Here is a 12,714-nt window from a genome sequence, read left to right as displayed (position 1 = left end):
CCCATGCAGACCGTCGTTTTTCCCTTGCGTCGACAGGGGCGTCTCAGGGGGCAGCGGTTCAGCTCTTGGTTCAGCTCTTTTTAGCGCGCGGATGAGCCTGGTCGTAGACTTGCGCCAAACGCTGGAAGTCCAGCGCCGTATAGACCTGGGTGGCGGTGATGGAGGCATGGCCCAGCATCTCCTGCACGGCGCGCAGATCCCCTGAGCTCTGCAGCACGTGGGTGGCGAAGGAGTGTCGCAGCATGTGCGGGTGCACGTCGCTGGCCATCTCCAGCGATTTGCCGTGGGCCTTCAGGCGCAGCTGCGTTACGCGCGGCGACATGCGGGTGCCGCGCTCGCTGAGGAACAGCGCGTGGCAGTCTGTGCCCGTATCTGCCTTGACCAGCGCGGCGCGAATCGGCAGCCAGGCGGCAATCGCCTCCAGCGCCGCACGCCCGACCGGCACCTTGCGCTTCTTGCCGCCCTTGCCGGTGACGGTGACTTCGGCATTGTCAACGTCAATCCAGCCGGCCGATTCATAAGCGCCTTCGCGCACGTCCGCAATATCGACCCCCCCCAGTTCGGATACCCGCAAGCCGCTGGAGTACAGCAGTTCGAACATGGCGCGATTGCAGGTCGCCATCGTCGAGGACGGATCCTTGGCGGGATCGCCTTGCGACACCAGGCGCACGGCGTCATCGGCGGCCAGCGCCTTGGGCAGGGGTTTGCTTTTCTTGGGCGGTTTCACGCCGTCGGCCGGATTGGCCTTGAGCTCCACCTCCATCGACAGCCAGGCAAAGAAGCCCCGCCACGCCGACAGCTTGCGCGAGATTGAGCGTGCGTTCAGGCCGCGCGCGTGCAATTGCGCGGCGCATTTGCGAATCTGTACCTGGGTAGTCTTGCGCAAGTCGGGATCGCCCGCTTGCGCGTCCTTGTCGGGGCCGGCCAGCAGGCCGCGCAGCTCGACCAGATCGCGCCCGTAGTTGTCGACGGTATGCGCCGACAGCTTGCGTTGCGAGCGCAGCGAAGAGAGGTATTGGCTGATCAGCGATTGCGCAGTGCTATCCATGCTCATCGTTCAGAGGCCGTGCCGCGCTGCCCGGCCGCGGCGGAGGATGGGGCAGGCTATCTTCAGCCGCGCAGGCAGGCCAGTGCGGCGCTGGCGGTCTCGCCGATGCGGGTCAGGAAGTCGGTGCCCATGTCGGAGGTGAAGCGATTGGGATCGGGCGAGCCCAGCACCAAGAGGCCGAACGCATCCGGCGAGGCGCCCACGCGCAGCGGCAGGATCGCGACCGACTTGACCGAGGCGCCGTCTTCCAGCCAGGTGGCCGCTTCGAAATCCTTGTTCGGGCCGCAGAAGGGCGCCGACAGGCCGTTGGCGAAGATGCGCGCGTCTTCCGAGACCGATTCCGAGGTCCAGTTGCCGGCGTGCGCTTCAGCCAGGTTCCACAGGCGGACGGTGACTTGCGGCACGTGGAAGATTTCCTTCAGCTGGTCAGCCAGCGCGCGCGGCAGGTCGCTTTCGTTGCGGGTCAGCAGCAGGGCGCGGGTCCAGGACTGGAACTTGTTGGTGATCTCGTCGTTTTCCTGAGCGATGCGCATCAGGTCGGCCATGTGCAGTTCCTGCACGCGGATCTTTTCGCGCAGGATCTCCATCTGGCGCTCCTGCAGCGAGACCGCGCGACCCATCACCGGGCTGGTCAACTTGACCGTCGACAACAGCTCTGCGTGCTCCTCGAAGAAGTGAGGGTGGTCGAGCAGATATTCGGCAATCAGGTCGGAATCCAGTTGGGAGGTCATCGCGTGTGTGTTTATTGTGTTGGCGGCGGGCGCCTTGCACATTGCAAGGCCGGTATCGGCGTTCGTACCGGCAGGGCCCGCCTGAATTACCGCGAGATTATCCTCGCTATCGGAATTGCTGACAATCACCGGCGCGGGCGTTTGCGGGCGGTTTGGGCGATTTTGCCGTCTTTTTACCTGTTGTCGGGATGCTTTGGCGTTTGAGGGGCGATGCAGGGACGATTCGCGTCGCCTTTGATTGCTCTGCCAATCCATGCGTCCGGGGCGAAATGTCGTGCAAGGATTTCAGGCCCCAAAAGAGAAACGGGCCTGCATGATTGCTCATGCAGGCCCGAATCAGTTTAATTCAGGTTGATACCGACATTTTCATGCCGGTGTCAGGTCCTTGAATTAGAACTTGTGGCGAACGCCAACGGTGACAGCGGTTTGGCTAGCATCGTTGCCGGTGGTGTCACCAACCACGCCTGGGTTCTTCATGTCCTTAGCACGCAGGTTGGACACGAATGCGTACAGGTCGGTACGCTTGGACAGCCAGTAGTCAGCACCCAGGTTGTATTGGGTCAGCTTGCCCTTGCCGTTCAGGCCGTCGAAGCTAGCGGTGGTGTATTCCACAGCAGCCAGCAGCTTCAGGGACGGGCTCAGAGCGTAGGCGGTGCCCAGTTCGAACATGTCAGCCTTGTTTGCCAGGGCCAGGGTGCCGTTGGTGGTGCGGTTAGCAGCGGTCAGGCCGGTGCTGTAGGTAGCGCCATCACCGGTGACGGTGCCGCCGACTTGGTTCTTCTGCAGGTCTTGCTTGATGCGCGACCAGTTACCGTACACGCGTGCCGGGCCAAACTGGTAGCTAGCAACCAGGTTGAAGACCTTGAATGCGGTGTCGCCGGAAGCGCCAGCCGATGCGGTCTGAGCCAGGGTGGTGCTGGAGCCGGAAGCGTACAGGCCAGTGTCAGCGCTGCCGGTGGTCGAGCCAGCCGGGGTACGCTTCGATTGGTAGTAGTTGGCACCCAGGCCCAGAGGACCGTTGTCGTACTTGGCGCCCAGGCCGAAGGCTTGGCCAGCGGAGGTCTTGCCAGCGGTTTCGCCGAAGCCGTAGATCAGGTTACCGGTGAAGCCACCCAGGTTGGTGGTGGTGTACGACAGGGAGTTCTGGGTACGGGTACCTTGCAGACGGTTGATGCCCGAACCAGCGTTGGAGGTCACGCCGCCGAAGTCAGCGATAGCGGTGTAAGCGGAGATGGTGTCAGCGAAGTCGGTTTGACGACCAACCAGCACGGTACCGAAGCCGCCCGACAGACCAACCACCGACTTACGGCGGAACAGGTCGTTCGATTGCTTGGTGTCATCCAGGGCGCCGGTGTCGTTCTTGAAGCCGACTTCCAGGTTGAACACGGCGTTCAGGCCACCGCCCAGATCTTCCACGCCCTTGAAGCCGATACGGGAACCGTTGATCACGCCGGAGTTGACGGCGAACTTGCTGCCGGTGTTGGTGCCGGTAGTTTGAACCTTGCTGGTGTAGGTGACACCAGTGTCAATGATACCGTAGATAGTGACGGAGCTTTGTGCTTGAGCAGCACCTGCGAACGCGCCGAGAACGGCCAGTGCCAGCAGAGATTTTTTCATTTGACATCCTTCTATAAAAATAGTCTTGAGGATCCGTACTTCTAGTCGGATGGTGAGACATTAAGGGTTCTCATTTGGCATGGCCGCAGATTGGTCGTTTGGCGGCTGGAATTTTGGTTGAAAGCGCCAAACGTCGTGTGTAGTGTTGTTTTTTTCAAACGTTTTGAGCTCGGAAAATGCACGGACGGCAAATTTCCGCTTGCAAGCCATCCCTCTATAACGGTCTTTGCGGGGATATCTTGATTCGCAACGTCTCGCTAAGAGGGGTGTTGTTAAAAGGATGCATTTGTCTTCAACGGCGTGCAATTTTAAAAAAATGTGATTTGTGGGGCATAATTTTGGTTTTCTGACCTACTTGGAAGGCTGATGGCCAATCGGGAAGATCTCGCAATCATTCGTGCTGCACGCGCCGGACAGGCTGACGCGCAGCTGACGCTGGGCAAGCGCTACCTGTTTGGCGGCAACGGTTTGCCGCAAAGCCTGGGCACCGCATTTCACTGGCTCGAACGTGCCGCCCGCCAGGGGCTGGCCGATGCCTGGATGCTCATTGCCCAGCACATCCCCTATGAAGTCGTGATGCCGCTGGCCAAGCCTCATGAGGCCGCGCAATGGTATGAGCGCGCGTTCGATGCCGGCTTGAGCAAGGCCGGACTGGTGTTTGCGCGCTTGGTGCTGGGCAATGTCGCCCAGATCAGCGCGGAGCTGAAGAAGAAGGCGATCCGCGCGCTCGAGGTGGTGGCGCGCGAAGGCAATCCTGACGCCCAGTGGCTGTTGGCCCAGCAAGGCCGGCAGACCGATCCGGCGCAGCCGCCGGCGGCGAGTGCTTTAGCGCAAGACGTGCAGTCGCAGGAACCGGTGCCTGCGGCACAGGAAGATATCCAGCAGTGGACCCGCAAGGCCGCCGACGCCGGCATCGAGCAGGCACAACATGCCTTGGCCGATACCGCCTGGCGCCAGGGCGACATGGAGGGCTTCTGCCAGCGCGCCCAGCCGTTGGCGCAAAGCTTGTTGCGCCAATACGCCGCCTTGCTTGCGCAATTGAACGCGCCGGCCGACACCCTGGCCTCCAGCCTCGGCAGCCAGAATATTGTTTTGCTGCGGCGCTTGGCTGAGGTGCTGTTGGGCGAGCGCAAACCGGATCTCTCTTATATACAACAGCTGCTCGAACTGGCGGCATTGGCCGGCGACCGCGATGCGCAACTGGCGCTGGGTTTGTTGTACGGCCGCATGGATGAGGCCGGAGCGCGCCGCTTTGCCGGTCAGGGCTCCGCAAACTATAAAAAGGCGATCCGCTGGCTGCTGCTGGCAGGGGAGCAGGGCATGGCCGCCGGCTGGTACGCCTTGTCGCGCATCTATCTCAAACCGGAGTTCTCGCAGCGCAACCTGGTCGATGTGCAGCACTATCTGGAGCGCGCCGCCGAGATGGGGCATGTGGCGGCGCAGCTGGAGTGCGGCGTTTCCGCCTGGCGTAATCGGCGCGACGACCCCAGCAACGACGTGCGCGCGCTGTACTGGCTGCAGAAGGCCGCCGTGCAGGGCAACGCCGATGCCGGCGCGCTGCTGGACAAGGTGGCTGATCGTCCGCAGCCCGCCGAGTGGGCGGTGCAGGCGCGCGGGCAGCTTACGCGCGAGCTGGTCAACGCCTATCCTTTTCTGGCGGCCCGCATCGAGCTGGCGACCTTATTCGGGCTGTCGCGTCCGGAGGCGCTGTTGCTGGACTTGAAGCAAGCCGACTGCGGCCATTGTCTGGTCGTGGATATCCGTGCCCAGTACGCGCGCAGCAAGCGACGCCTGATCATGGTCGAGACAGGCGAGGAGCGCGGCGCGTTGAATCGCATCGGCCGCCTGTTCGAGGATGTGGATTGCGGGCCTGCCGGACCGGAAGGCAATTACCGTCAGCGTCTCTATCGCCTCAAGACCGCGTTGCCGGACCAGGCGGGGGCGCCGGAGGACGTCGAGGAGCGGCAGGTCGAGGCCTGACCGGCGTGTACGGCCAGGCGTAGAAAGCAAAACGGCTTGCCAACTGGCAAGCCGTTTGTCCTTGGGCGCTGAGCGAGGCAACGTCTTTGGTATCAGCGGCCTCAGTCGGGCAGCTCGATCTCGCCCTCAAATACCGACACCGCCGGCCCGGTCATCATCACCGGCTGGCCCACGCCCTCCCAGGCGATGCTAAGCACGCCGCCGTGGGTTTGTACCGCGACCGGCGAGTCCAGCAGGCCGCGGCGGATGCCTGCCACCACTGCTGCGCACGCACCGGTGCCGCAGGCCAGGGTTTCGCCGGCGCCGCGTTCGTAGACGCGCAAATTGATGTGATGGCGATCGACGATCTGCATGAAGCCGGCGTTCACCCGGCGCGGGAAGCGCGCATGGCGTTCGACCAGCGGGCCGTCGTCCAACACCGGAGCCGCTTCGCTGTCGGGGACCACCTGCACCGCGTGCGGGTTGCCCATCGATACCACAGAGATCCAGGATGTCTTGCCGGCAACGTCCAGAGGCCACAGCGCATCCTCGCCTTCGGCGCGGCTTTGCAGCCCTGCGCTGTCGAACGGGACGTCGGCCGGCGTCAGGATGGGCGCACCCATGTCGACCGTGATCTGGCCGTCATCTTCCAGGCGCGGCTCGATGATGCCGGACATGGTTTCCACGCGAATGGCACGCTTGTCGGTCAGCCCCTTGTCGGTGACGAACTTGACGAAGGCGCGTGCGCCGTTGCCGCATTGCTCGACTTCACCGCCGTCGGCGTTGTAGATGCGGTAGCGGAAATCCACGCCTTCGCCGCGCGCTTTTTCCACCACCAGCATCTGGTCGGCGCCGATGCCGAAGCGGCGGTCGGCAATGAACTTCCATTGGTCCGGAGTCAGGGCAATGGCCTGGTTGACGGCGTCCAGCACGACGAAGTCGTTACCGGCGCCGTGCATTTTGGTGAATTTGATCTTCATGACTGGATTATAAGGACGATGCCCCGGTTTTACAGGGCGAAAACGGCGCTGCCGCTCAGTTGTCTTCCTTGCCGTAGACGTCGGGCTCGCCCGAGGGGCGGGTCTTGAAGCGTTTGTGCGCCCAGAAATATTCCGCCGGGTGTTCACGCACGCGCGCTTCGATGAATTCGTTCATGCGGCGGGTGGCGGCCACGATGTCGTCGCCGGGGTAGTCGGTCCAGGCCGGATAGTAGGTGGCTTTCCAGCCCTGGTAGTTGGGCAGGAAGGTGCACACCACCGGCACCACTGCGGCGCCGGTCGCCGCGGCGATGCGGGCGGTGGCGGTCAGCGTGGCGGCCGGCACGCCGAAGAAGGGGACGAATTCGGCGTCGCGGATGCCGAAGTCCATGTCCGGCAGCATCAGGAAGGGCAGGCCCTTGCGCATGGCGCGGATGATGGGTTTGACGCCTTGCTCGCGGGCAAGCAGCGTCGCGGGGCGAAAGCGCAGCCGGCCTTTCAGCAGCGCGCGGTCGATGACCTTGTTGCGCTGCTGCGTATAGATCGTGCAGGCGGAGTACTCGGAAAATACGCCCAGCGTGGCGCCCGGGATCTCCAGGCAGACGAAGTGCGGCGCCAGCAGAATGGTCGGGCCCTTGGCGAAGGTGTCCAGCGGCATGCCCGGATCGACCTTGATCAGCCGGCGCAGGCGGGAGATCGGTGCCCACCAGAGGATGCCACGCTCCAGGGCGCTGCGGGCGAAGGCCTGGAAGTGTTGCTTGGCGATGCGTTCGCGTTCTTCTTCGGTCTTTTCGGGGAAGCACAGCCTGAGGTTGGTCAGGGTGATGCGGCGGCGTGGCTTCATATACATATAGAGCAGCGAGCCGAGCGCCTCGCCCAGCCGTCCCAGGATGGGCAGCGGCAGCCAGTGCAGGATCCACATGATTGCCAGTAGCAGCCTCATTGTGCGGCCTCCTCGGGTTTGGCCACGCCTGCCGGCACCTTGTAGCGGTTGTAGCTCCAGATGTATTGCGCCGGGCAGCGCGCGATCAGCTTTTCCATGGCGGCGTTGATGGCGGTGGCTTGTTGCTGCGGGTTGCCTTCCAGCTCGCCATCGAAGGGGATGAAGCGCAGGACAAAGCCGCGGCCCCAGGAAAGACGCTCCGCATAGGTCAGGATGATGGGGGCGCCGCTCATTTGCTGCAGCTTGGCCGACAGGGTCATGGTGTAGGCGGGCTTGCCGAAGAAGTTTGCCCAGACGCCCTCGCCGAACTGGGGTACCTGGTCCGGCAACAGGCCGATAGCCTGGCCGCTCTTGAGCGCCTTGAGCAGGATGCGCACGCCGGCCAGGCTGGCGGGGGCCAGCTGCAGGTTGGCGCGCGCGCGGGCGCCTTCGATCAACGGTTTTAACGCAGCTTTACGCGGCGGCCGGTAGAGCGCGCTCAGGCGCGTGTGCATGGCCACGCCCTGTGCGGCGATTTCAAAGCAGCCCAGGTGCGGGGTCAGCAGGATGGCGCCGCGGCCGGCATCGAGATGCGCCTGCACCAGCTCCCAGCCCTCGATCTTGGCGGTGCGCAACACCCGACGCGGCGAGGCGCACCAGATGAACGGTAGTTCGAACATGCCTTTGCCGGCTTCGCCGACCGCTCTATATAGATAGGCACCATGCCCGGCCCGGTTGATGTTGTCCTTCAGGCGGCGGCGATAGGAAGGCGACGCCAGGAAGACCAGCCAGCCGGTCGCTACGCCAATGGCGTGCAAGGCGGGCAGTGGGAGAAAAGAGAGCAGGCGGAATAAAGAAACAAGCATACTTGCCGATAACAGAAGTACGGGAGGGAAACCCGGCGAAATTGCAGAAAATCGCAAGACGCGTAAAATAGCACATGCCGTCGAGTTAATGACAACTTGCGAGACGGGGTATAAATTTCGCTAAAGCGTCGCAGGCACGACTGAATGGTAGCCGCGACATTGGTAAATCGTTTTCAGTTTGAGGCTTGCATGTCCAACGAATATCTCTTCACTTCCGAATCCGTCTCCGAAGGCCATCCCGACAAGGTCGCCGACCAGATCTCCGACGCGATTCTCGACGCCATCTTCACCCAGGATCCGCTCTCGCGCGTTGCTGCAGAAACCTTGTGCAACACCGGTCTGGTCGTGCTGGCGGGTGAAATCACCACCCGCGCCAACGTCGACTATATCGACGTGGCCCGCGAAACCATCAAGCGTATCGGCTACGACAACGCCGACTTCGGCATCGACTACAAGAGCTGCGCCGTGCTGGTCGCTTACGACAAGCAATCGCCCGACATCGCCCAGGGCGTTGACGAAGGTAAGGGCGTCGACCTCGAGCAGGGCGCCGGCGACCAGGGCCTGATGTTCGGTTACGCCTGCAACGAAACCCCGGAACTGATGCCGGCCGCGATCTACTACGCGCACCGCATCGTCGAGCGCCAGTCGCAACTGCGCAAGGACGGCCGTCTGCCATGGCTGCGTCCGGATGCCAAGTCCCAGGTCACCCTGAAGTACGTCGACGGCAAGCCGGTCGGCATCGACACCGTGGTGCTGTCGACCCAGCACTCGCCGGATATCGAGCAAAAAGCCATTCACGAAGCCGCCATCGAAGAAATCATCAAGCCGGTGCTGCCGGCCGAGTGGCTGAAGAATACCCGTTACCTGATCAACCCGACTGGTCGTTTCGTCATCGGTGGCCCGCAAGGCGACTGCGGTTTGACCGGCCGCAAGATCATCGTCGATACCTACGGCGGCGCAGCTCCGCACGGCGGCGGCGCGTTCTCCGGCAAGGATCCGTCCAAGGTCGACCGTTCGGCGGCCTATGCCGGCCGTTACGTGGCCAAGAACATCGTGGCCGCCGGCCTGGCTGAGCGTTGCCAGATCCAGGTGTCCTACGCGATCGGTATCGCCAAGCCGACCTCGGTGATGGTGACCACCTTCGGCACCGGCAAGATCAGCGACGAAAAGCTGTCGCAACTGGTGATGGAGCACTTCGACCTGCGTCCGAAGGGCATCGTGCAGATGCTGGACCTGCTGCGCCCGATCTACGCAAAGACCGCCGCTTATGGGCACTTCGGCCGCGAAGAGCCGGAATTCACTTGGGAACGCACCGACAAGGCCGCTGCACTGCGCGCCTCCGCCGGCCTGTAATTCCCGGCAGCGCGGCAAGGCGGGCGGCAAATCCTCAGGGGTTTGCTGATCGCCTTGCCCGCGCTACAATGCACCTCCCGCGGATCGATACATGTCCGCTCTGCCTGGACGTTGGCATTGCATCCAGGCTCTGCAGTAAAACCTCACAATGCCTCACCGTTGCAAGGAGCGTTGCGACAGGGATTCCCTGCCAGGCTTGACGCGGTGAACAGGCGCCATGCGCCTGGCAACCGCGCTCACGTTACTTTTTTTCTGGCTTTTATTGAAAGGAGGGCGTGAACAGCGCCGTTTGCCATGTCTACTACCAATTCGCAAGATTACATCATCGCCGATATCGGCCTGGCCGACTGGGGCCGCAAGGAAATCAAGATCGCCGAGACCGAAATGCCGGGCCTGATGGCGATCCGTGAAGAGTTCGCCGCCTCCCAGCCGCTGAAGGGTGCGCGCATCACCGGCTCCCTGCACATGACCATCCAGACCGCTGTGCTGATCCAGACGCTGGAAGCGCTGGGCGCGCAAGTGCGTTGGGCGTCGTGCAACATCTACTCGACCCAGGACCACGCCGCCGCCGCGATCGCCGCCAACGGCACGCCGGTGTTCGCCGTCAAGGGCGAGAACCTGGACGAATACTGGGAATACACCCACCGCATCTTCGAATGGACCGATGGCGGCTATTCGAACATGATCCTGGACGACGGCGGCGACGCCACCCTGCTGCTGCACCTGGGCGCGCGCGCCGAGAAGGATATTTCGGTGCTGGCCAAGCCGGATTCGGAAGAAGCCGTCTGCCTGTTCAATTCCATCAAGCGCTACCTGGCCAAGGATGCTGCCTGGTACTCCAAGCGCCTGAAGGAAATCAAGGGTGTGACCGAAGAAACCACCACCGGCGTGCACCGCCTGTACCAGATGCACAAGGAAGGCAAGCTGGCCTTCCCGGCCATCAACGTCAATGACTCGGTCACCAAGTCCAAGTTCGACAACCTGTACGGTTGCCGCGAATCGCTGGTGGACGGCATCAAGCGCGCCACCGACGTGATGGTGGCCGGCAAGATCGCCATCGTGGCCGGTTACGGTGACGTCGGCAAGGGCTCGGCCCAGGCGCTGCGCGCGCTGTCGGCCCAGGTCTGGGTGACTGAAATCGACCCGATCTGCGCCCTGCAGGCCGCCATGGAAGGTTACCGCGTGGTGACCATGGACTACGCTGCCGAACACGGCGACATCTTCGTCACCTGCACCGGCAACTACCATGTGATCACCCATGAGCACATGAAGAAGATGAAGGACCAGGCAATCGTCTGCAACATCGGCCACTTCGACAATGAAATCGAAGTCGCCGCCCTGAAGCAGTACACTTGGGACAACATCAAGCCGCAGGTCGACCACGTGATCTTCCCGGACGGCAAGCGCATCATCCTGCTGGCCGAAGGCCGTCTGGTGAACCTGGGCTGCGGCACCGGCCACCCGTCCTACGTGATGAGCTCGTCGTTTGCCAACCAGACCATCGCCCAGATCGAGCTGTTCGTGAACACCAAGAACTATCCGGTCGGCGTCTACACCCTGCCCAAGCATCTGGACGAAAAGGTCGCGCGCCTGCAGCTCAAAAAGCTCAACGCGCAGCTGTCCACGCTGACGGCCGAGCAGGCTGCCTATATTGGCGTGACTGTCGACGGTCCGTACAAGGCCGACCACTACCGCTACTGATCGGAGTGCGATCCTGGCCGTGCGCCGGGTTCGCTTTCGCCGGAAAGCAGCGCCCGGCCGTCGCGGCAGTCTCGCGAAGGCCGGGCGTTTTCTCATCTCTTCTGCAATGTCCCGACAGGGGCAGAAAGGACGCACCATGCGTTTGTTGCTGACCTGGCTGATCAATGCCCTGGCCCTGCTGGCCGTTCCTTATCTGATGCATTCGGTGCAGGTCGACAGTTTCGGCGCCGCGCTGTTGGCCGCGCTGATTCTCGGTTTCGTCAATACCATCGTGCGCCCGGTACTGGTGGTGCTGACCTTGCCGGTCACCTTGGTTACGCTGGGCCTGTTCATCCTGGTCATCAACGGCCTGATGTTCTGGGTCGTCGCGCAACTGGTGGGCGGCTTTCATGTGGCCGGCTTCTGGTCCGCTGTGGGTGGCGCGCTGCTGTATAGCATCGTGTCCTGGGCGCTGTCGACGTTGTTGCTGAAATCAGGATCGAACCAATGAGCAAGCATAATTTCAGTATCGAGTTCTTCCCGCCCAAGACCGCCGAAGGCGCGGAGAAGCTGCGTGCGACACGCGCCAAGCTGGTGACGCTGCAGCCCAAGTATTTCTCGGTGACTTTCGGCGCCGGTGGCTCGACCCAGCAGGGTACGCGCGACACCGTGCTGGAAATCATCGGTGAAGGCCATCAGGCCGCGCCGCACCTTTCCTGCATCGGCAGCTCGCGGGAAAGCCTGCGTGCCATCCTGAATGACTACAAGGCCAATGGCATCAAGCGCCTGGTGGCGTTGCGCGGCGATTTGCCAAGCGGCTATGGTGCGATGGACCAGGCGTCCAGTGAGTTCCGCTACGCTAACGAGCTGGTGGAGTTCGTGCGCGCCGAAACCGGCGACTGGTTCAACATTGAAGTGGCGGCCTATCCGGAGATGCACCCGCAGGCCAAGTCGCCGCAGGACGATGTGCAGAACTACGTGCGCAAGGTGAAGGCGGGCGCCAATTCGGCGATTACCCAGTACTTCTATAACGCCGACGCCTATTTCCGGTTCGTGGATGATGCGGCCAAGCTGGGCGTCACGGTGCCGGTCGTCGCCGGCATCATGCCGATCACCAACTATTCGCAGCTGGTGCGCTTCTCGGATATGTGCGGTACCGAGATCCCGCGCTGGGTTCGCTTGAAGCTGGCAAGCTTCGGAGACGACGCGGAATCGATTCGTGCTTTCGGCCTGGATGTGGTGACGCAGTTGTGCGAGCGTCTTTTGGCAGGTGGTGCGCCGGGCTTGCACTTCTACTCCCTGAACCAGGCGTTGCCGACGCAGTCGATTTGGCAGCGGCTGGTCAAGTAGTCGAGAGAGCGGTAGCGCAGGTGTATATAAGAGCCGTCCCGCCAGGGACGGCTCTTTTGTTTTTGAAGTTGGTTTTTGCTTGTCTGCTTGAGGCTGCAAGCCTTGCCTGTGCTGAGTTTGCAGTCGATTGCCGTGCTGCGCGGCAGTGGAGGTAGTAAATTATTTTGCTTATTTTTCAAAAAGTACTTGCGCGGTGTGTGGGGCGTTGCTA

At 62.4% G+C, this 12,714-nt stretch carries 12 protein-coding genes and 1 riboswitch; of the genes, 5 read left to right on the top strand and 7 right to left on the bottom strand.

What is annotated here, in order from left to right:
• Window positions 1-70: 70 nt before the first annotated feature.
• The 3 genes from J8I26_RS19750 to J8I26_RS19740 form a co-directional block, all read right to left on the bottom strand.
• Complete coding sequence (locus J8I26_RS19750) at window positions 71-1,048, bottom strand: tyrosine recombinase XerC (protein WP_209608822.1); 978 nt, start codon at window positions 1,046-1,048, stop codon at window positions 71-73.
• Between the two features lie 62 nt (window positions 1,049-1,110).
• A complete protein-coding gene (locus tag J8I26_RS19745; RefSeq protein WP_209608821.1) occupies window positions 1,111-1,779 on the bottom strand; it encodes a DUF484 family protein in 669 nt (222 codons plus the stop codon).
• Between the two features lie 390 nt (window positions 1,780-2,169).
• A complete protein-coding gene (locus J8I26_RS19740) occupies window positions 2,170-3,396 on the bottom strand; it encodes a porin (RefSeq protein WP_209608820.1) in 1,227 nt (408 codons plus the stop codon).
• Window positions 3,397-3,762: 366 nt separating this feature from the next.
• Here J8I26_RS19740 and J8I26_RS19735 point away from each other — a divergent pair, with 366 nt between their 5' ends.
• Entirely contained in the window at window positions 3,763-5,376 is a 1,614-nt protein-coding gene (locus J8I26_RS19735; RefSeq protein ID WP_209608819.1) for an SEL1-like repeat protein, read from the top strand.
• A 101-nt stretch (window positions 5,377-5,477) separates the two neighbouring features.
• Here the strand turns inward: J8I26_RS19735 and dapF are convergent, their stop codons facing one another.
• The 3 genes from dapF to J8I26_RS19720 are packed head-to-tail and all read right to left on the bottom strand — an operon-like array spanning window position 5,478 to window position 8,120.
• A complete protein-coding gene (gene dapF, locus J8I26_RS19730; protein WP_209608818.1) occupies window positions 5,478-6,335 on the bottom strand; it encodes a diaminopimelate epimerase in 858 nt (285 codons plus the stop codon).
• A 55-nt stretch (window positions 6,336-6,390) separates the two neighbouring features.
• On the bottom strand, window positions 6,391-7,275 hold the full coding sequence (locus tag J8I26_RS19725; protein WP_209608817.1) for a lipid A biosynthesis acyltransferase: 885 nt from the start codon (window positions 7,273-7,275) through the stop codon (window positions 6,391-6,393).
• The gene (locus J8I26_RS19720; RefSeq protein WP_209608816.1) at window positions 7,272-8,120 is read right to left on the bottom strand and encodes a lysophospholipid acyltransferase family protein; all 849 of its coding nucleotides are present in this window, start codon (window positions 8,118-8,120) and stop codon (window positions 7,272-7,274) included. Before J8I26_RS19720 ends, J8I26_RS19725 begins: the two co-directional genes overlap by 4 nt.
• Window positions 8,121-8,309: 189 nt before the next feature.
• On the opposite strand from J8I26_RS19720, the gene metK reads away from it, so the two are divergent.
• The 4 genes from metK to metF all read left to right on the top strand — a co-directional run bounded on the left by metK (window position 8,310) and on the right by metF (window position 12,503).
• Window positions 8,310-9,473: a methionine adenosyltransferase gene (gene metK / locus J8I26_RS19715; protein WP_209608815.1), complete on the top strand. Its 1,164-nt coding sequence runs from the start codon at window positions 8,310-8,312 to the stop codon at window positions 9,471-9,473.
• Window positions 9,474-9,630: 157 nt separating this feature from the next.
• Window positions 9,631-9,718: riboswitch (S-adenosyl-L-homocysteine riboswitch) on the top strand.
• A 49-nt stretch (window positions 9,719-9,767) separates the two neighbouring features.
• Window positions 9,768-11,174 (top strand): adenosylhomocysteinase, encoded by a 1,407-nt coding sequence (gene ahcY, locus J8I26_RS19710; protein WP_209608814.1) that lies wholly within the window; start codon window positions 9,768-9,770, stop codon window positions 11,172-11,174.
• Between the two features lie 136 nt (window positions 11,175-11,310).
• The gene (locus tag J8I26_RS19705) at window positions 11,311-11,664 is read left to right on the top strand and encodes a phage holin family protein (protein WP_209608813.1); all 354 of its coding nucleotides are present in this window, start codon (window positions 11,311-11,313) and stop codon (window positions 11,662-11,664) included.
• Window positions 11,661-12,503, top strand: a complete 843-nt coding sequence (gene metF, locus J8I26_RS19700; RefSeq protein WP_209608812.1) for a methylenetetrahydrofolate reductase [NAD(P)H] — start codon at window positions 11,661-11,663, stop codon at window positions 12,501-12,503. Before J8I26_RS19705 ends, metF begins: the two co-directional genes overlap by 4 nt.
• Here the strand turns inward: metF and J8I26_RS19695 are convergent.
• Window positions 12,446-12,714: hypothetical protein (locus J8I26_RS19695; RefSeq protein ID WP_209608811.1), on the bottom strand; the 269-nt coding region annotated here is incomplete at its 5' end. The two genes, metF and J8I26_RS19695, sit on opposite strands and share 58 nt — an antisense overlap.

The organism is Herbaspirillum sp. LeCh32-8, assembly GCF_017814915.1.
Classification (GTDB): Bacteria; Pseudomonadota; Gammaproteobacteria; order Burkholderiales; family Burkholderiaceae_D; genus Herbaspirillum.
Note: the sequence above shows the minus strand (reverse complement) of the source record. Positions and strands in the feature narration are given on the sequence as shown.